Annotated in this window: 18 protein-coding genes and 1 tRNA gene; 15 read left to right on the top strand and 4 right to left on the bottom strand. The window is 71.7% G+C overall.

Annotated elements, in window-relative coordinates; genetic code table 11:
* Nucleotides 1-181: 181 nt before the first annotated feature.
* Genes LQ940_RS00845 through LQ940_RS00835 form a run of 3 tightly spaced genes read left to right on the top strand, consistent with a single transcriptional unit; the run spans nt 182 to nt 2453 of the window.
* The gene (locus LQ940_RS00845; RefSeq protein ID WP_231241064.1) at nt 182-1327 is read left to right on the top strand and encodes a Rieske 2Fe-2S domain-containing protein; all 1146 of its coding nucleotides are present in this window, start codon (nt 182-184) and stop codon (nt 1325-1327) included.
* Nucleotides 1327-1665 (top strand): hypothetical protein, encoded by a 339-nt coding sequence (locus LQ940_RS00840; RefSeq protein ID WP_231241065.1) that lies wholly within the window; start codon nt 1327-1329, stop codon nt 1663-1665. Before LQ940_RS00845 ends, LQ940_RS00840 begins: the two co-directional genes overlap by 1 nt.
* Entirely contained in the window at nt 1662-2453 is a 792-nt protein-coding gene (locus LQ940_RS00835; protein ID WP_231241066.1) for an SDR family NAD(P)-dependent oxidoreductase, read from the top strand. The genes LQ940_RS00840 and LQ940_RS00835 overlap by 4 nt, the downstream gene beginning before the upstream one ends.
* Here the strand turns inward: LQ940_RS00835 and LQ940_RS00830 are convergent.
* Nucleotides 2425-3258, bottom strand: coding sequence for an IclR family transcriptional regulator (locus LQ940_RS00830; protein ID WP_231241067.1), 834 nt, complete (start codon nt 3256-3258; stop codon nt 2425-2427). The genes LQ940_RS00835 and LQ940_RS00830 overlap by 29 nt on opposite strands.
* A gap of 135 nt (nt 3259-3393) precedes the next feature.
* Between LQ940_RS00830 and LQ940_RS00825 the strand changes: the two genes are divergently transcribed.
* Both LQ940_RS00825 and LQ940_RS00820 read left to right on the top strand, forming a co-directional pair.
* The gene (locus LQ940_RS00825; RefSeq protein ID WP_231241068.1) at nt 3394-4248 is read left to right on the top strand and encodes a TIGR03619 family F420-dependent LLM class oxidoreductase; all 855 of its coding nucleotides are present in this window, start codon (nt 3394-3396) and stop codon (nt 4246-4248) included.
* Nucleotides 4245-4748: a nuclear transport factor 2 family protein gene (locus tag LQ940_RS00820; protein ID WP_231241069.1), complete on the top strand. Its 504-nt coding sequence runs from the start codon at nt 4245-4247 to the stop codon at nt 4746-4748. Before LQ940_RS00825 ends, LQ940_RS00820 begins: the two co-directional genes overlap by 4 nt.
* Here the strand turns inward: LQ940_RS00820 and LQ940_RS00815 are convergent.
* Entirely contained in the window at nt 4745-5224 is a 480-nt protein-coding gene (locus tag LQ940_RS00815) for a nuclear transport factor 2 family protein (protein WP_231241070.1), read from the bottom strand. The two genes, LQ940_RS00820 and LQ940_RS00815, sit on opposite strands and share 4 nt — an antisense overlap.
* 164 nt (nt 5225-5388) lie before the next feature.
* On the opposite strand from LQ940_RS00815, the gene mftR reads away from it, so the two are divergent.
* From mftR to mftF, 8 genes are all read left to right on the top strand, one after another.
* Entirely contained in the window at nt 5389-5997 is a 609-nt protein-coding gene (gene mftR, locus LQ940_RS00810; protein WP_231241071.1) for a mycofactocin system transcriptional regulator, read from the top strand.
* A 73-nt stretch (nt 5998-6070) separates the two neighbouring features.
* A complete protein-coding gene (mftA, locus tag LQ940_RS00805; protein ID WP_231241072.1) occupies nt 6071-6190 on the top strand; it encodes a mycofactocin precursor MftA in 120 nt (39 codons plus the stop codon).
* Between the two features lie 3 nt (nt 6191-6193).
* Nucleotides 6194-6475, top strand: coding sequence for a mycofactocin biosynthesis chaperone MftB (gene mftB / locus LQ940_RS00800; RefSeq protein ID WP_231241073.1), 282 nt, complete (start codon nt 6194-6196; stop codon nt 6473-6475).
* Nucleotides 6472-7707, top strand: a complete 1236-nt coding sequence (gene mftC, locus LQ940_RS00795; RefSeq protein ID WP_231241074.1) for a mycofactocin radical SAM maturase — start codon at nt 6472-6474, stop codon at nt 7705-7707. Before mftB ends, mftC begins: the two co-directional genes overlap by 4 nt.
* Nucleotides 7704-8930, top strand: coding sequence for a pre-mycofactocin synthase MftD (gene mftD / locus LQ940_RS00790; RefSeq protein WP_231241075.1), 1227 nt, complete (start codon nt 7704-7706; stop codon nt 8928-8930). Before mftC ends, mftD begins: the two co-directional genes overlap by 4 nt.
* 1 nt (nt 8931) lies before the next feature.
* A complete protein-coding gene (gene mftE / locus LQ940_RS00785) occupies nt 8932-9609 on the top strand; it encodes a mycofactocin biosynthesis peptidyl-dipeptidase MftE (protein WP_231241076.1) in 678 nt (225 codons plus the stop codon).
* Nucleotides 9606-10394, top strand: a complete 789-nt coding sequence (locus LQ940_RS00780; protein WP_231241077.1) for a mycofactocin-coupled SDR family oxidoreductase — start codon at nt 9606-9608, stop codon at nt 10392-10394. Before mftE ends, LQ940_RS00780 begins: the two co-directional genes overlap by 4 nt.
* Nucleotides 10391-11770, top strand: a complete 1380-nt coding sequence (gene mftF, locus LQ940_RS00775; RefSeq protein ID WP_231241078.1) for a mycofactocin biosynthesis glycosyltransferase MftF — start codon at nt 10391-10393, stop codon at nt 11768-11770. Before LQ940_RS00780 ends, mftF begins: the two co-directional genes overlap by 4 nt.
* Nucleotides 11771-11781: 11 nt before the next feature.
* Here the strand turns inward: mftF and LQ940_RS00770 are convergent, their stop codons facing one another.
* Together LQ940_RS00770 and LQ940_RS00765 are read right to left on the bottom strand one after the other, a co-directional pair.
* Nucleotides 11782-13224 carry an MFS transporter gene (locus LQ940_RS00770; RefSeq protein ID WP_231241079.1) on the bottom strand — a complete coding sequence of 481 codons (1443 nt, stop codon included), beginning with the start codon at nt 13222-13224 and terminating at the stop codon, nt 11782-11784.
* Between the two features lie 642 nt (nt 13225-13866).
* A tRNA-Arg gene (locus tag LQ940_RS00765) sits at nt 13867-13939 on the bottom strand.
* A 179-nt stretch (nt 13940-14118) separates the two neighbouring features.
* Between LQ940_RS00765 and LQ940_RS00760 the strand changes: the two genes are divergently transcribed.
* Together LQ940_RS00760 and LQ940_RS00755 are read left to right on the top strand one after the other, a co-directional pair.
* Nucleotides 14119-15960, top strand: a complete 1842-nt coding sequence (locus tag LQ940_RS00760; protein WP_231241080.1) for a phosphoenolpyruvate carboxykinase (GTP) — start codon at nt 14119-14121, stop codon at nt 15958-15960.
* 200 nt (nt 15961-16160) lie between these two features.
* Nucleotides 16161-17978: a phosphoenolpyruvate carboxykinase (GTP) gene (locus LQ940_RS00755; RefSeq protein WP_231241081.1), complete on the top strand. Its 1818-nt coding sequence runs from the start codon at nt 16161-16163 to the stop codon at nt 17976-17978.
* Nucleotides 17979-18008 lie beyond the last annotated feature (30 nt).

Genomic DNA, 18008 nt, shown 5'->3' with positions numbered 1-18008 from the left:
GGCGCAGTCGCCGCACCACACCCATCCTGCGCGCCGGACCTTCCGGGCCCGTCCCCGACTACCGGTGAGTGGGACCTCGCCGAGCAGCCTTCGCCGACCGCACCGAGAGTCGTCGTGCGGTCGCAGCAGCCGGCCCGCCCGGTCCCCCGCGGGGCCCCACCACCAGCCGTACGGAGGCGACATGACCCAGCACGACCAGGCGGTGCGACACATCGAGGTCGACCCCACGCCGCGACGCTTCGCCCGGGGCTGGCACTGCCTGGGCCTGACCCGCGACCTTGCCGACGGCCGACCGCACCGGGTCGACGCCTTCGGGCAGAAACTCGTGGTCTTCGCCGGCTCCGACGGCGCGCTGCACGTCCTCGACGCCTACTGCCGCCACATGGGCGGGGACCTGTCGCAAGGCACGGTGAAGGGCGACGAGATCGCCTGCCCCTTCCATGACTGGCGGTGGGGAGGTGACGGGCGCTGCAAGCAGATCCCCTACGCCCGCCGGGTCCCGCTGCGCGCCCGGACAGCGGCGTGGCCGACCCTGGTCCAGGACGGGATGCTGTTCGTCTGGAACGACCCCGAGGGCAATCCGCCACCGGCCGACGTGACGATCCCGCGGATCCCGCAGGTCGGCGACGACCGGTGGACCGAGTGGCTCTGGTACGAGACGGTCATCGACGGCGCCAACTGCCGCGAGATCGTGGACAACGTCGTCGACATGGCGCACTTCTTCTACGTGCACTACTCGTTCCCGACCTACTTCAAGAACGTCTTCGAGGGCACGACGGCGCACCAGTACATGGACGGGGCCGGCCGCGAGGACGTGCGCCCCGCACGTCCGTCTGCCCGCAACCCCGTCGTGCTCGGCACGTCGTCGGTCGCCGCCTACCACGGCCCGTCGTTCATGATCGACGAGGTGACCTACCACTACGAGGACCTCGACGTGGACACGATCCTGATCAACTGTCACTACCCGATCGACGAGAGCTCGTTCGTGCTCCAGTACGGGATCATGGTGGAGAAGAAGGAGGGCATCTCCGACGAGGACGCCGAGGCGATGGCGGCGACCACCGGCAAGTTCATCCGCTACGGGTTCGAGCAGGATGTCGCGATCTGGAAGAGCAAGGCCCGCATCGACAACCCGCTGCTCTGCGAGGAGGACGGGCCGGTCTACCAGCTGCGCCGCTGGTACCAGCAGTTCTACGTCGACGCCGCCGCCGTCGCCCCCGAGATGACCGACCGCTTCGAGTTCGAGATCGACACCACCCACGCCAACGAGGCCTGGCAGCTCGAGGTCCAGGACAACCTCGCCGCCCGCGACGCGGTCCCGGGCTGATGTCCGAGCGCACCCCGACCGATCCCACGCCCCCGGCCCTGCGCGAGGACGTGCGCCTGCAGGACCGGCCGATGCGCCCGGTCGCCTGCTCGGCCTGCGGCGCCGAGGTCGCCGTGCGCAAGAGCAGCCCCGAGCAGACCTCGATCCAGTGGAGCGCCCCGGCCCTGCGGCGCTGCCACGAGCGCTCCGCGCTCCGACCGACCAGCGACCGGCCCAACCGGCAGGCGTTCGACGGGTGCTCGGCGCTGCGCGACACCGTGCTCGAGGCGGCGGCCCGCGGTCAGCTCGAGGTGCTCGCCGACGCCGCCCCCACGACTCCCCCGGCGCGACCTCGATGACCGACGTGCTCCGCTACGGGCCGTGGGCCGTGGTCGCCGGAGGCTCCGAGGGCGTGGGCGCCGAGATGGCGCGGCAGCTCGCCGCCGACGGCTTCCACCTGCTGCTCGTCGCGCGGCGGCCCGAGCCGCTGGAGGCGACGGCCGAGAGCGCCCGCGCGCTCGGCGCCGAGGTGCGCACCGTGGCCGTCGACCTGACCGACCCGGACGCGGTCGGGGCCGTCGTCGCGGCGGTGGCCGACGTCGAGGTCGGCCTGCTGGTCTACAACGCGGGCGCCAACACCAGCGCGGAGCCGTTCTCCGGCGGCGACCTCGGCGCGGCGATGGGCGTGGTCGACCTCAACGTCATCGCGATGCTCAGGCTGACCTACGGCCTCCTGGACCCGATGAAGACCCGCGGCCGAGGTGGCGTGCTGCTCGTCGGGTCACTGGCCGGCTATGTCGGCACCTCGACCGAGAGCGTGTACGGCGCCGCGAAGGCGTTCGGACGGATCTTCGCCGAGGGGCTGTGGGCCGAGCTGCGCGGCGACGGCATCGACGTGCTCCATCTGGTCCTCGGGCTCACGCGCACCCCGGCGATGCAACGGGCAGGCCTCGACTTCGACCTGCCCGGTCTGCACGTCGCCGACCCGGCCGCCGTGGCCGCCGAGGGCCTGGCGGCCCTGGGCAGCGGCCCGGTGCACGTGGTCGCCGGCAACGAGGCGAGCGTCGAGCGGCGCAGCGGGCCGGACCGGGCCCGGCTGGTGCTCGGGACCGAGAAGATCATGCGCCTGCTGGTGCCGCGCACCTGACCCGACCGCGGTCCGAGTCCGACAGGTCGGGGTAGATGTCGGCCGCGATGCGCTGGGCGGCGTCGATGACCAGCGGCGCGACGCGCTCGAGCGGGGTGCCGGCCGAGGTCACGACCGAGACGGCGCCGATCGGACCACGGGGCCCGCGCACGGCGGCCGCGGCGCAGGCGATGCCGGGGAAGCACTCCTCCCGCTCGAGGGCGAGCCCGCCGCGGGACCGGATCCGCGCGAGCTCGTGGTGCAGGGAGCCGACCTCGCCGATGGTGGCCGGGGTGCGCAGCGGCAGGTGGTCGCCGACGAGCCCGTCCACGGTCTCGGCGTCGAGCCAGGCCAGCATCGCCCTGCCGAGGCCGGTGCAGTACGCCGGCGCCGAGCCGCCCACGCGGGAGGGGACGCTGGTGGCGAACCGGCCACCGAGCTTGTCGAGGTAGACCACCCGGGCGCCGTCGAGGACGCCGAGGTGCACCACGGCGCCGGTACGCAGCAACAGGTCGTGCAGGTAGGGCGAGGCGACCGAGCGGAGCTCGCCGTGCTCCCCGGACCCACCGCCGAGCACGAGCGAGCGGCGCCCCAGTCCGTAGCCGCCGGTGCTCGAGTGCTCGAGCCACTCCAGGCGCACGAGCTGATCGAGGATGCGATGCGCCGTCGAGCGAGGCAGCCGGGTGGCGCCGGCGATCTCCTCGAGGCTGAGCCGGCTCTCGCGCTCGGTGAAACGGTCGAGGATCAGGGTCATCCGCTCGACCATCGAGGGCGGCAGCCCGCTCTCGGGCCGCTCCGACGTCATCGTCGCCACGGGCACCTCCACGAGACTAGAATGAATTCTAGTTTTGACCGTAGCAGCGACCGCTCCGGATCGGAACGCATTTCTAGAATTCGTTCTAGTTCCGCTCACTGGGAGTGCTCCGGCCGCCCGGCGGGCCACCCCGGCTTGGATGCCGACATGCGCCTCGGTCTCACCAGTCCCGTCGTCACGGCGCTGCCCGGGTTCAACTCCGCGTGGGAGCGCACCGCCGGCATCGCCGAGCTCTCCCGGATCGCCGAGGCCGCCGACCGGCTCGGCTTCGACCACCTCACCTGCTCCGAGCACGTCGCGGTGCCGGTCGAGGTCGCCGAGCAGCGCGGCGGCACGTACTGGGACCCCCTCGCCACCCTGTCCTACCTCGCCGCGCGCACCAGCCGGATCCGGCTCGTCACCCAGGTGCTCGTGCTCGGCTACCACCACCCGCTCGAGGTCGCCAAGCGCTACGGCACCCTCGATCTGGTCAGCGGCGGCCGGGTCGTGCTGGGGGTCGGGGTCGGCTCTGTCGAGGAGGAGTTCGCGCTCGTCGGCGCCGACTTCCCCGCCCGTGGCGCCGTCGCTGACGACGCCATGCGCGCCCTGAGGGGCTCGCTCGGGCAGCGGCTTCCGGAGCACGACGGCCCCCACTTCTCCTACTCCGGACTGGTCGTCGAGCCGCACGCCGTGCAGGACCGCGTATCGCTGTGGGTGGGCGGATACACGCCGCGCAGCCTGCGCCGCGCCGTCACGCTCGGCGACGGCTGGATGCCGTTCGGGCTCGGCCACGACCGGTTGCGCGAGCTGCTCGCCGCCACCGACCTGCCCGACGGCTTCGAGGTCGTCCTGGGCGCCGGACGCCCCGTCGACCCGATCGGCGAGCCCGACCGCACCCGACGCGCCCTCGACCGCACCCGCGCCGCAGGCGCCACCCTGGTCACCGCGCACGTCGCCGCGACGTCCGCCGACCACTACGTCGAGCAGCTGGAGGCCCTGGCCGGGCTGGAGGAGAGTCAGTGACCGAGGATCAGCAGACCGGATCGACCGACGTGCGCCTGGCCGCCGTCGAGGCGCGGTTGCGGGCGCTGGAGGACGAGCTCGAGATCGCACGGCTCGTCGCGTCGTACGGGCCGCTGGTCGACGCCGGCGAGGCCGAGCGCGTCGCGGCGCTGTGGACCGAGGACGGTGTCTACGACGTCGACGAGTGGTTCATGGGCGACCGCCCCCAGATCGAGGCGATGGTGCGCTCCGACGCTCACCAGGAGCTGATCTCGCGAGGCTGCAGCCACTTTCTCGGCCCCGCCCACGTGGTCGTCGACGGGGACCGGGCCGTCGCGGTCTGCGAGTCGGTCCTGCTCGTGCGACACGAGGGCCGCACCCACGTGGCCCGCATCGGGGCCAACCGCTGGGAGCTCGTGCGGACCGAAGGGGCGTGGCGCACCACGCGGCGCACCACCCGCGGCCTGGACGGTACGCCGGCGGCGCGGGCGCTGCTCGCCGCCACCACGCCCGGGCCCTAGCCGCGCGCTCGCGCCTCCGGGCCGGCCACCTTGACCCGCGCCGGGTCGTCGAGGTCCCAGGTGAGCTCGAAGGTGCGCCGGTAGCCGGTGTGCTGGATCAGCCAGCCGCCGTTGGCGCCGCGCACGTAGCGGTCGGCGTAGAACGCCCCGCCCTCCAGCGCGAACCGGTGCGCGTCGACGATCACCTTGTCGTGCAGGTACCACGTGCCGGTCGCGGTGCCCGCATCATCGGCGTCGTCGGGTGCGACGTCGATCTCGGGGTGGTGCGCCTGGTGCATGGTCAGCACGCCCTCGCCCATGTTCGTGCGCATGAAGTCGACCAGCGCCGTCGGATCGGAGAAGACCAGGCCGTTGTAGTCCGCGGTGGCGTCGGGGGCGAAGCAGGCCGCGAAGTCGTCCCACTGCTTGGTGTCGAGGCAGCGCAGGTAGCGGTACTTCAGCCGGCTGATCGCAGCGATGTCGTCGTGGTGAGCCATGCACGGGACCGTAGGCAGCGACTCACTCCCCCGGCTGGGCAGTGACCGTTCAGTGGGACCTGGCGGGCCGGCATGACCAGACGCCCACCAGCGGGGCGGATCGGCGTGCGGAGGAAGCTTCGCCGAGAACGCATGCGGGCTGCTCGGGAGGTAGATTCCACAGGATGACTGCTCCGGGCCCGCGCCAGAAGCGCCCGTCGCGTGGGCGGCCGGTGGCGACCACGCATGCCGAGATCGAGCAGGCCGCGTTCCGCCTCTTCGCGGAGCGCGGGTTCGAGGCCACGACGCTGGAGGACATCGCGCGCGAGGTCGGGGTGAGCCGGCGCACGCTGTTTGGCTACTTCGACTCCAAGAACGACATCCCGTGGGGACAGTTCGACCGGACGCTCGAGAGCTTCCGGGCGCTGCTGGAGGCGATGCCCGAGGACCTGCCGCTGCACGAGGCGGTCTTTCAGGGGATCGTGGGCTTCAACGAGTTCCCCGGTGACGCCGAGCCGCCGCACCTCGACCGGATGCGGCTGATCCTCCAGACGCCCGCCCTGCAGGCGCACTCGGTGCTGCGCTACCGCGAGTGGCGCCAGGTGATCAGCGAGTACGTCGCCCGGCGACTCGCGGTCGATCCGGGCGACCTGCTGCCGCAGACGGTCGGGCACGTGAGCCTGGCGCTGGCGCTCACGGCGTACGAGCGCTGGCTCTCCGACCCGGACAGCACCGTGCCGCAGCTCCTGGCCGAGACCCGGGAGGCGCTCGGCGACTTCCTCGAGCGATTCTGAGGGAACCCTTCCATTGTTGCACCGGGTGCACTTAAAGTGTGGGCTTCCTCACTCCCGCACCGGAAGGTCCACCATGACCGAGCCCACCCAGACCCAGACCTCCGCCGTCGCCGACGCCAGTACGGACCAGGACCTGGTCACCGAAGACCTCATCGAGGAGGTCTCGATCGACGGCATGTGCGGCGTGTACTGAGCCATGGACGACCTCCTCGACCAGGCCTGGGGGCTGTCGCCCTCGGTGGCGCTGAGACCCGAGCCGTTCGGCGCCCTGGCCTACCACTTCGGCAACCGCAAGCTCACGTTCCTCAAGCGTCCTGAGCTCGTGGCCGTGGTCCGTGCCCTGGCCGAGCAGCCGGACGTGCGCTCGGCCCTGGCCGCCGCGGGCGTCCCGGACACCCAGCACCAGGCCTACGTCAAGGCACTGCGCGGGCTCGCTGCCACCGACATGATCCGCCCCCGAGAGGCAGTCACCGCATGACCACCCTGCAAGAGCGCCCGACCACGGGATCCCTCGTCGAGCAGTTCGAGTACGGCCTCGACGCGCCGATCTGCCTGACCTGGGAGCTGACCTACGCCTGCAACCTGGAGTGCGCGCACTGCCTGTCCTCCTCCGGCCGCCGCGACCCGCGCGAGCTGACGACCGAGCAGTGCGAGGCGGTGATCGACGAGCTCCAGCGGATGCAGGTCTTCTACGTCAACATCGGTGGCGGCGAGCCGACGATCCGGCCCGACTTCTGGCACCTGCTGCAGTACGCCGTGGACCACCAGGTCGGCGTGAAGTTCTCCACCAACGGCGTACGTCTGACTCCCGAGCGCGCGGCGTTCCTGGCCTCGCCCGCGTGCAACGGCTACGTCGACGTGCAGATCTCGCTCGACGGCGCGACCGCCGAGGTCAACGACTACGTGCGCGGCCCGGGCTCGTACGACACGGCGCTCACGGCCCTGAAGAACCTCCAGGACGCCGGATTCTCCGATGCCAAGATCTCGGTCGTCTGCACCCGGCAGAACATCGGCCAGCTCGACGAGTTCCAGGCCCTCGCCGACCGGTTCGGCGCCACCCTGCGCCTGACCCGGCTGCGCCCGAGCGGCCGCGGCGCGGACGTGTGGGACGAGCTGCACCCACTGCCGGAGCAGCAGAAGGTGCTCTACGACTGGCTGATGGCCCGCGGCGACAACGTGCTCACGGGCGACTCCTTCTTCCACCTCGCCGCGTTCGGCGAGGCGCTGCCCGGCCTCAACCTCTGCGGCGCGGGGCGGGTGGTCTGCCTGATCGACCCGATCGGCGACGTCTACGCCTGCCCGTTCGCCATCCACGACAACTTCCTGGCCGGCAACCTGCTCGACGAGGGTGGCTTCAAGAAGGTCTGGCAGGAGTCCGATCTCTTCACCGAGCTGCGCTCGCCGCAGACCGGCGGCGCCTGCGCGAAGTGCGACTTCTACGACTCCTGCCGCGGCGGCTGCATGGCGGCCAAGTTCTTCACCGGCCTCCCGCTCGACGGGCCCGACCCCGAGTGCGTGCAGGGGTATGGCGAGCAGGCCCTCGCCGGAGATCGGGCGGTCCCCGCCGCGAGCCAGGACCACTCCAAGGCCAGCCCCACGCGCAACCAGCCGGTGATGCTCAAGCTCCTGACGCGCCCGCCCGTCTCGGCGTGCGCGGAGAGCCCCCTCGCGGGCTTCGACCCCACTCACCAGAACGGCTGCTGCTCGTGAAGCTCGAGAACCCCTGGAAGCCGAACCCCTGGTTCGAGTCGGTGGCCGTGGCCCAGGCCCGGGCGAAGAAGCGCCTTCCCGCGCCCGTGTACGGCGCTCTGGTCGCCGGCTCCGAGCGCGGCCAGAGCGTGGCCGACAACCAGGCGGCCTTCGCCGAGATCGGCCTCGCGCCCCACGTCGCCGGCCAGCACGCCGAGCGGGCCCAGGCCACCACGGTCATGGGCCAGGACATCTCGCTGCCGGTGGTGATCAGCCCGACCGGCGTACAGGCGGTGCACCCCGACGGCGAGGTGGCCGTCGCCCGCGCCGCCGCGGCCCGCGGGACCGTCATGGGCCTGTCCAACTTCGCCTCCAAGTCGGTCGAGGAGGTCACCGCGACCGGCGCTCCGACGTTCTTCCAGATGTACTGGACCGGCGACCGCGACGTCGTCGTCCAGCGCATGCAGCGCGCCCATGACGCAGGCGCGCTCGGCCTGATCGCCACCCTGGACTGGTCGTTCTCGATGGGGCGCGACTGGGGCAGCCCCGAGATCCCGGAGCGGGTCGACCTCAAGACGATGGTGCGGCTCGCCCCGCAGGTCGTCACCAGGCCGCGCTGGCTCTACCAGTTCGGCAGGACCGGCCAGATCCCCGACCTCACCGCTCCCAACCTGACCCCGCCGGGTGGCCAGGCGCCGACCTTCTTCGCCGCCTACTACGAATGGATGACCACCCCGCCCCCGTCGTGGGACGACGTGTCCTGGATGCGCGAGCAGTGGCAGCAGATCAGCGGCGGCCGGCCGTTCATGCTCAAGGGCGTCTGCCGCATCGACGACGCCCGCCGCGCCGTGGACGCCGGTGCCTCCGCGATCTCGGTGTCCAACCACGGCGGCAACAACCTCGACGGCACCCCTGCGGCGATCCGGATGGTCAAGCCGATCTCCGACGCCGTCGGGTCCCAGATCGAGGTCGTCATGGACGGCGGCATCCGCCGCGGCTCCGACGTCGTGAAGGCCGTCGCCCTGGGGGCCCGTGCCGTGATGATCGGCCGCGCCTACCTGTGGGGCCTCGCGGCCAACGGCCAGACGGGCGTCGAGAACGTCCTGGACATCCTGCGCGGCGGGATCGACTCCGCCCTCATGGGGATCGGCGTCGCCTCGATCCACGACGTGACCCCGGACGACCTCGTCCTGCCGGCGGACTTCCACCGGGCGCTCGGCTCGGACCACCCGGTGCGGGCGTGACATGACCGAGCTGGCCGAGGCGACCTCGCCTCAGACGTCGGGCGCGACGCTGGTGATCGTGCCGGTGGGCTCGATCGAGCAGCACGGGCCGCATCTGCCGCTCGAGACCGACACGCTCATCGCCCGGGCGGTCGCGGACCGGATGGCGCTCGAGCTCGGCGACGCCTGGGTCGCCCCGGCCGTCTCCTACGGATCCAGCGGCGAGCACCAGGCGTTCCCGGGGACCTGCTCCATCGGGACCGAGGCCCTGCGCCTCCTGGTCGTCGAGCTGGTGCGGTCCATCCGCTGCTGGGCCGACCGGGTCGTGCTCGTCAACGCCCACGGCGGCAACCTGACCGCCGTACACGAGGCCGTCGAGCAGCTGCGCGCCGAGGGACACGACGTCACCTGGGTGCCGTGCGCCACCGAGGACGTCGACCTGCACGCCGGGCACACCGAGACCTCGCTGATGCTGCACCTGGCGCCGTGGTCCGTACGCCGCCACCGGGCCGAGGCCGGCAACACCCGGCCCCTGGACGAGATCCTCCCCGCGATGCGGACCGGTGGGGTGGCCGCGGTCTCGGCCAACGGCGTGCTCGGCGACCCGACCGGCGCCTCCGCCCACCACGGCGCCCGGATCCTCGAGCAGATCGTCGGGAACGCCCTCCGCGCCCTCCGCGAGGAGAGGGTGGCCCGGTGAGCCGGGTCGCCCTGGTCACCGGGGCGGCCCGCGGCATCGGCGCCGCCACCGTCGCCACGCTCTGCCGCCAGGGCTACTCCGTCACCGCCCTGGACATCTGCAGCGGTGGACTGGTGTCACCTGGGGTCGGCTACCCGATGGCCAACCGCGAGCAGCTCGACGCGGTCGCGCGAGCCTTCCCCGACCAGGTGCTCACCGCCGAGGCCGACGTACGAGACCGCGAGGCGCTGGAGTCGGCCGTCAACGCCACCCTGGTGAGGTTCGGTCGGCTGGACGCCGTGGTCGCGGCCGCGGGCGTCGTGGTCGGCGGGCAGTCCCTGTGGGAGACGCCGGACGAGCACCTGCAGACCCTCTTCGACGTCAACGTCCACGGGGTCTGGAACACCGCGGCCGTCACCGTGCCGGTGATGCTCGCCGGTGCGGACCCCAGCGGGTGTCGCTTCGTCGCGGTCGCCTCCGCCGCCGGTGAGCGTGGCCTCTTCAAGCTCGCCGGCTACGTCGCCAGCAAGCACGCCGTCATCGGCATCGTGCGCGGCCTCGCCGCCGACCTCGTCGGCACCGGTCTGACCGCCGTGGCCGTCGCGCCCGGGTCCACGGACACCCCGATGCTCGCGGCCACCGCCGACCTCTACGACAGCACCCCGCACGGCCTCGCCGAGCACCAGGGCATCCGACGGCTGATCGCACCCGAGGAGATCGCGGCGACCATCGCCCTGTGCTGCTCCCCCGCCGGCGCCGCGCTCAACGCCTCGGTCATCCGGGCCGACGGCGGCTTCGGCGGGTGAGCCTGCCCGACGGCTTCCGGGTCCGGCTCGCCCCACGCGTCCGGACCGTCGACCAGGGGCGGCTGCTCGTCGGTGGCTCCCCGCTCACCGCGATGCGGCTGTCCCCGCGCGCCCTCGCTCTGCTCGCGCCGCAATCGGTCACCGTCGAGGATGCCGACAGCCGACACCTCGCCGAGCGCCTCCTCGCCACCAACCTCGGCCTGCCCGACCTCGACGGGGTCGACCCCGTGCCCGTCGCCGAGCTGACCGTCATCATCCCGGTCCGAGACCGTCCCGAGCAGCTCGACCAGGCCCTCGGCGCGCTCGCACCGCTGCGGTGCGTCGTCGTCGACGACGCGTCACACGCGCCGGCCGAGGTCGCCCGGGTCGCCGCCCGCCACGGCGCTCAGCTCGTCGCCCTGACCACCAACGTCGGCCCCGCCGGAGCGCGCAACGCCGGGCTCGCCACCGTCACCACCCCCTACGTCGCGTTCGTCGACTCCGACGTCACGGTGTCGGCCGCCGACCTGCTGCGCCTGACCCGGCACTTCGCCGACCCCGCCGTCGCTCTCGTCGGGCCGCGCGTGGGTGCGGTGTCGCGCTCGGCCCGGCCCCGCTGGTTCGAGCGGTACGACGCCGCCGCCTCGTCCCTCGCGCTCGGTCGGACACCGGGAGTCGTGCGGCCGGGGGCGGCGGTCGCCTGGCTCCCCAGCGCCTGCCTCGTCGCCCGCGCCGAGACCCTGTCGGAGGAGACCTGCGGCTTCGACGAGACGATGCGCGTCGGCGAGGACGTCGACCTCGTCTGGCGCCTGGTCGGCGCCGGCCACCGGGTCCGCTACGACCCCGCGGTCGAGGCCGCCCACGATGCCCGCCCGACCATCCGCGGCTGGCTCGGCCGCAAGCTCGTCTACGGCAGCGGCGGCGCCGGTCTCGCCGCCCGCCACGGCGACCGGCTCGCCCCCGCCGTGCTCACCCCGTCGTACGCCGCCGCCGGCGCCGCGCTCCTGCTGCGCCGCCGGTGGTCGCTCCCGCTCGCCCTCGCCCTGGCCGCACCAGGAGCGCGAGGCCTCGCCCGCAGGCTGCCGGCCGCCGTCGCGGCCCGCACGGCCGCCCAGGGCCTCGGCTGGGCCGTCCGTCAGGAGTCCGCCCTCCTGCTCCGCCACTGGTGGCCCCTCACCGCGCTCGGGCTGGTCGGGTCGCGGTCGGTCCGCCGCGCTCTCGGCACGGCGCTCCTCGTCGACCTCGCGGTGGCGCTCGCCGAGCACCGCGACGACCCCCTCGACCTCCCCACGCTGATCGCCGGCCGTCGCCTCGACGACCTCGCCTACGGCAGCGGTCTCTGGTGGGGTGCCCTGCGGGCTCGATCGCCGCGGGTGCTGCTGCCGAGGCGCCCATGACCGCGGCGGCCTCAGTGATGGGCCACCACTGCGTCGCTGGGGGGCGACAGCACGGTCTTGGGTCCGCGGATCAGAGCGAAAGAGGTGACGGCACCAAGCGTCATCACCCAGGCCGCGGCGAAGAAGACGTCGCCGTGGGCGCCGGCCAGCGCGGGCAGCTTGCCCGCGCCCTGCGTGAGCGACTCGGTCAGCGACGAGGTGTAGAGCGCGGTGAACACGGCTACCGCGATCGAGCCGCCGACGTGCATGGAGGCGTTGGCCAGCGCGGAGGCGACCCCGGCATCGTGCGGATCGACCCCGGCCAGGGCCAGGTTCTGCAGTGGCACGAGGATCAGGGAGAAGCCGAGCCCCATCACGACCAGGCCGGGCAGCACTTCGGACCAGTAGCTGCCCTCGGCGGTGATGCCGCTGAGGAGGAAGAGTCCGGCCGCGGTGAGGAGCGGACCAACGGTGAGCACCGCGCGGGGGCCGAAGGTGGTGAAGAGACTGGTGGACACCGGCGCGGTCGCCATGATGACCCCGGTCATCGCGACGTTTCCGAAGCCGGCGGCCAGCGGGCTCATCCCGAGGACCAGCTGGAAGTGGAAGGTGAGGTAGAGCATCGCGCCGACCATGACGACGCCGACGACGCCCTGGAGCAGGAAGGCTCCGCCGCGCACCCGGTCGCGAATCACGCGCAGGGGCAGTAGCGGGTGGGAGGTGCGACCCTGCCACCACACGAAGATGCCCATCAGGATGGCGCCGGCGGTCAGGAAGCCGATCGTGTCGGGCTCGCTCCAGCCGTGCTCGGCCAGGGCGAAGCCGTAGATCAGCGCGCCGAGGGACAGCGCGACGGTGACGGTGCCGAGGATGTCATAGCGGGTGTCGCCTTCGGCCTTGCTCTCGGTGAGCAGGATCTTGCCGCCGATCAGCCCGGCGATGACGAAGAAGAGGTTCACCAACAGGCACCAGCGCCAGTCGGCGTACTGGGTCAGCACGCCGCCGAGCAGGAAGCCGAAGGCGGCGCCGGTGCCGGCGATGATGCCGAACACAGCAAAGGCCACGTTGCGGTCACGGCCGCTGGGGAACAACACGGCCACCATCGCCAGGGCAGCGGGAGCCAGCAGCGCCGCGAACACGCCCTGGAGTCCGCGTGCGGCGATCAGTTCGCCGCCTGACTGCGCAAGCCCGCCCCACGCCGAGGCTGCCCCGAACCCGGCCATGCCGACCATGAAGGTGCGCTTGCGGCCCCAGTAATCGGCGATCCGGCCGCCGAGCAGGAGCAGGGCGGAGAAGGTGACGGCGTAGGCGGTGACGACCCACTGACGCTGCCCGTCGGCGATGCCGAGGTCGGCCTGCGCGGCTGGCAGGGCGATGGCAACGATGGTGCCGTCGAGGACCACCATCAACTGGGTGAGGCCGAGGACGACGAGCGCCCACCAGCGCGTGTGGGAAGACGGCAGGGACGAGGACATACTGAAGCTCCAGAGCTTTCGAGACTGACTCTGGAGGTTTCCAGCCTCGGACCGCCGGCGCAGAAGCGCACGTTCGCCTCACCCGGTCCGTGCCGGGTCAGGGCGCAAAAGTAGCGCACCCGCCGCGCGTTTCGCCCCTCGTCACACGCGTGAGGTACGCAACACCACAGTGACGCCGTGGGTGGCCTTCTCGTTTCGGAGCCAGGCACTCCGACTCGGGACGGAGGGAGTCAGCCACGGCTGATCAGCCCGCCCGGACGAGCAGGTCGTGGAGACAGGGGCCGCAGGGCTCGCGGCTCGAAGTGCGGCAAGGGAGCGATCTGGGAGAGCCCCGACGAGCTTGGCTCGGTCAGGCTCCCTACGTGTCGGCTGCGGTCGCGGTCAGGGGGCTCGGGTGGGTGGTGGACGTGGACTCCATGTGACACCCAGGTGCGGAGACCCATTCCCGGCGATCACGAAACCGGGGGGACGCTGCCAGCTCTTGGGGGGACGCAGCGGGGGACGCGACCTGAGTCGCCCCGGCGCGACGCGAGGCCGGCGCAGAGCTTTCGAGCCGGTTTGGAGACGGAGAAGGCCCACCCCCCTGTCCGGGAAGCGGGCCTCTCAACCTGTTTGCGCAGGTCTTGCGGTGGATCCGATCTGTGCGCCTGTAGGGATTCGAACCCCAAACCTTCTGATCCGTAGTCAGATGCTCTATCCGTTGAGCTACAGGCGCAGGCCGCTCACCGAGGTGAACGACGGGAAGAGGATAGCCGACCACCGGGAGCATCCCGAAATCCCCCAGCACCGACCACTGTGGAAGGCGTTCCACCGCGTGTGGGACAGTGCGGGACATCGAGCAGGCGGGACCACCCCGCAGGCGACGGCAGATCCACGAGAGGGAGCCAGGCAGAGATGGCAGATGTTGAGGCGGCCCTGGAGGCCGCCGGACTGACCAACCCCCACGTCCTCGAGTACGTCCGGTACTACGCGGACCTCACCGGCGCCGAGCGCATCGAGGTCGTCAGCGCCGCCGACGACGCGCGCCTCATCCAGGAGTCGCTGGACGCCGGCGAGCTGGAGCCGGCCGGCGAGGGTCGCTACTACTCGCGCAGCTACCACAAGGACACCGCGCGCTCCGAGGAGCGCACGATCGTGGCGACCAACGACGAGAAGGACAAGGGCGTCTACAACAACTGGCGCCCCGCCGCGGAGATGAAGCCGCTGCTGCACGACCTCATGCGCGGCGAGTCGGCCGGCAAGACCATGTACGTGATCCCGTACCTGATGTCGCCTCCGGGCAACGAGCTCGCCCCCTGGGCGGCCGGCGTCCAGCTCACCGACACCCGCACCGTCGTGCTGCACATCATCCGCATGGCTCGGGTCGGGGCGCAGTTCCTCAACGACCTCGAGGACCCGTCGCACTTCGTCCGCGCCGTGCACGTGACCGGCGACCTGGAGAACCTCGGCCAGGGCACCCCCGACGACAAGCGCTACTTCGTGACGGTGGCCGACGAGCGCACCATCCTGCACTTCGGCTCGTCCTACGGCGGCAACGCGCTGCTCGGCAAGATCGCGCACGGCCTGCGCCAGGGCGCCTACGACGGCTGGGCGTCGAAGAAGTTCCTCGCCGAGCAGTACATGCTCATCGGCATCAAGGACAAGCAGGCCGGCAAGACGTACCACATCTGCGGCGGCTTCCCGAGTGCCTCGGGCAAGACCAACCTGGCGATGATGCTGGCCCCCGACGCCCTCGGCGACCGCTACCACGTGTCCTTCTACGGCGACGACATCGCGTGGCTGTGGGTCGACGAGACCACCGGCCGGCTCATGGGCATGAACCCCGAGTACGGCGTGTTCGGCGTCGCCAAGGACACCAACGAGAACACCAACCCGACGGCGCTCGCCTCCATCGAGGAGGGGACGAAGGCGATCTTCACCAACGTCGCCTACAACCCGCAGACCGGCGAGGTCTGGTGGGAGGGCCGCACCAAGGAGCCGCCCGCCGACGTCACGGGCTGGCTCGACTGGACCGGTGCCCCGATCGCGGACCGCAAGGACGACGACCCGTCGCCCTGGGCGCACCCCAACAGCCGCTTCACCACGACGCTGGACAACGTCCCCAACATCGCCGAGGACTACAACGCCGCGACCGGGGTGCCGATCGACGCGATCATCTTCGGCGGCCGCACCCGCGACCGCGAGCCGCTGATCCGCGCGATCCACGACCTGGCCGAGGGCGTCTACGACGGCCTGACGCTGGGCGCCGAGGCCACCGCGGCCGCGGAGGGCAAGGAGGGCGTGCTGCGCTACGACCCCATGTCCAACCGCCCGTTCATGGCCTACGGCGAGGGCGACTACGCCCAGCACTACCTCGACGTCGTCGGCGCGGCCACGGACCAGCCGATCTTCGCCCACGTCAACTGGTTCCAGCGCGACCCCGAGGACGGCCACTTCCTGTGGCCCGGCTACCGCGACAACCTGCGCCCGCTGCTGTGGCTGCTCCAGTTGCGCAACGGCGAGGTCACCGGTCGCCAGACCGCGGTCGGCATCATCCCGACCGAGGACGAGCTCAACCTCGAGGGCGTCGAGATCACCCCGGAGGACCTGCAGACGATCCTCACCATCGACAAGGCCCGCTGGCAGCAGGAGATGGAGCACCGCGCGGAGCACCTCGAGCTCTTCGACAACATGCCCGAGGCGATCTGGGAGGCCCACCGGCGCGTGGCCGAGGCCCTGGAGAACGAGGCGGGCTGACCGCACCGCACCACCCGATCGACACCGGCGGCCCGGGTCCCCACGAGGGGACCCGGGCCGCCGTCGTACGCGCCGTCGAGGCGTTGATCGTTCCAATATGTGAACCGCGGAGGGCGGGCTAGCCTCGGCCCACCCATCTCGTCGGGCAATGGAGCCGGACGACCCAGCAGCACGTTCCAGGCGCGAGAGGGACACCACGCATGACCGCCACGCAGGCCCCGACCCAGACCCCCACGACCCACCAGGGCATCCTCGACTTCGTCGCCGAGGTGGCTGCCATGACGCAGCCCGACCGCATCCACTGGTGCACCGGCTCCGACGAGGAGTGGACCGAGCTGACCGACGCGCTGGTCTCGACCGGCACGTTCACCCGGCTCAACCCCGAGCTCAAACCCAACTCCTTCCACGCCGCCTCCGACCCGACCGACGTGGCCCGCGTCGAGGACCGGACCTACATCTGCTCCGTCGACGAGTCGGACTGCGGGCCCACCAACAACTGGATGGCGCCCGAGGAGATGAAGGGCATCATGCGTGGCCTCTACGAGGGCTGCATGAAGGGCCGGACGATGTACGTCATCCCCTTCGTCATGGGCCACCTCGAGGCCGAGCGGCCGATGTTCGGCGTCGAGCTCACCGACTCCGCCTACGTCACCGCCTCGATGCGCGTCATGTCCCGCATGGGCGCGAACGTGCTGGCCCGCATGGAGGAGCTGGACGCCTCGTTCGTGCAGGCCGTGCACTCGGTGGGTCACCCGCTCGCCGACGGCGAGGCCGACGTCAGGTGGCCCTGCAACGACACCAAGTACATCGTGCAGTTCCCCGAGGAGCGCGCGATCTGGTCCTACGGCTCCGGGTACGGCGGCAACGCGCTGCTCGGCAAGAAGTGCTACGCGCTGCGCATCGCCTCGGTCATGGCCCGCGACGAGGGCTGGCTCGCCGAGCACATGCTGATCCTCAAGCTCACCGGACCGTCGGGGGTGCGCAAGTACCTCGCGGCCGCCTTCCCGAGCGCCTGCGGCAAGACCAACCTGGCGATGCTGAAGCCCACGGTGCCGGGCTGGAAGGTCGAGACCCTGGGCGACGACATCGCCTGGATGCGGATCGGGGAGGACGGCCGGCTGTGGGCGGTCAACCCGGAGTTCGGCCTGTTCGGCGTGGCCCCGGGCACCAACGAGCACACCAACCCGCACGCCATGCGCACTATCGACAAGGGCAACTCGGTCTTCACCAACGTCGCGCTCACCGAGGACGGCGACATCTGGTGGGAGGGCCTGGAGAACCCGCCCGCCAAGGCGACGTCGTGGAAGGGCGAGCCCTGGACGCCCGAGAGCGAGGAGCTCTCCAGCCACCCCAACAGCCGCTACTGCACCCCGATCAAGCAGTGCGACATCCTCGCGCCCGAGTACGACGACCCGCGCGGCGTCCCGATCGACGCGATCCTCTTCGGCGGTCGTCGCAAGACCACCATCCCCCTGGTCTTCGAGGCCCGCGACTGGACCCACGGCACCTTCCTCGGCGCGACGCTGTCGTCGGAGACCACCGCGGCCGCGGTGGGCCAGGTCGGCGTCGTACGCCGCGACCCGATGGCGATGCTGCCGTTCATCGGCTACAACGCCGGCGACTACTTCGGCCACTGGATCAACGTCGGCAAGGACAACGACGCCGCGAAGCTGCCGCGGATCTTCTACGTCAACTGGTTCCGCCGCGACGAAACGGGCGGCTTCCTGTGGCCCGGGTTCGGCGAGAACAGCCGCGTGCTCAAGTGGATCGTCGAGCGCATCGACGGCCAGGCCGCGGCGGTCGAGACCCCGATCGGCCACGTGCCGGCCCCGGGCTCGCTCGACGTCGACGGGCTGGACCTGAGCGACGCCGCCCTCGAGCAGGCCCTCGAGGTCGACCCCGAGGAGTGGAAGGCCGAGATCCCGCAGATCGAGGAGTGGTTCGCGAAGTTCGGCGACGACCTGCCCACCGTGCTGTGGACCGAGCTGGACGGTCTCAAGGCTCGCCTGGGCGTCTGAGACCGCCGTACCTCGCGTGATCGGGGGGAG

The organism is Nocardioides sp. cx-173 (genome assembly GCF_021117365.1).
Classification (GTDB): domain Bacteria; phylum Actinomycetota; class Actinomycetes; order Propionibacteriales; family Nocardioidaceae; genus Nocardioides.
This window is presented reverse-complemented; position numbering and strand designations above follow the sequence as displayed.

Coding starts and splice junctions, on each gene's coding strand:
- LQ940_RS00845 (WP_231241064.1), top strand. CDS start 182: ATGACCCAGCACGACCAGGCGGTGCGACACATCGAGGTCGACCCCACG.
- LQ940_RS00840 (WP_231241065.1), top strand. CDS start 1,327: ATGTCCGAGCGCACCCCGACCGATCCCACGCCCCCGGCCCTGCGCGAG.
- LQ940_RS00835 (WP_231241066.1), top strand. CDS start 1,662: ATGACCGACGTGCTCCGCTACGGGCCGTGGGCCGTGGTCGCCGGAGGC.
- LQ940_RS00825 (WP_231241068.1), top strand. CDS start 3,394: ATGCGCCTCGGTCTCACCAGTCCCGTCGTCACGGCGCTGCCCGGGTTC.
- LQ940_RS00815 (WP_231241070.1), bottom strand. CDS start 5,224: ATGGCTCACCACGACGACATCGCTGCGATCAGCCGGCTGAAGTACCGC.
- mftR (WP_231241071.1), top strand. CDS start 5,389: ATGACTGCTCCGGGCCCGCGCCAGAAGCGCCCGTCGCGTGGGCGGCCG.
- mftA (WP_231241072.1), top strand. CDS start 6,071: ATGACCGAGCCCACCCAGACCCAGACCTCCGCCGTCGCCGACGCCAGT.
- mftB (WP_231241073.1), top strand. CDS start 6,194: ATGGACGACCTCCTCGACCAGGCCTGGGGGCTGTCGCCCTCGGTGGCG.
- mftC (WP_231241074.1), top strand. CDS start 6,472: ATGACCACCCTGCAAGAGCGCCCGACCACGGGATCCCTCGTCGAGCAG.
- mftE (WP_231241076.1), top strand. CDS start 8,932: ATGACCGAGCTGGCCGAGGCGACCTCGCCTCAGACGTCGGGCGCGACG.
- LQ940_RS00770 (WP_231241079.1), bottom strand. CDS start 13,224: ATGTCCTCGTCCCTGCCGTCTTCCCACACGCGCTGGTGGGCGCTCGTC.
- LQ940_RS00760 (WP_231241080.1), top strand. CDS start 14,119: ATGGCAGATGTTGAGGCGGCCCTGGAGGCCGCCGGACTGACCAACCCC.
- LQ940_RS00755 (WP_231241081.1), top strand. CDS start 16,161: ATGACCGCCACGCAGGCCCCGACCCAGACCCCCACGACCCACCAGGGC.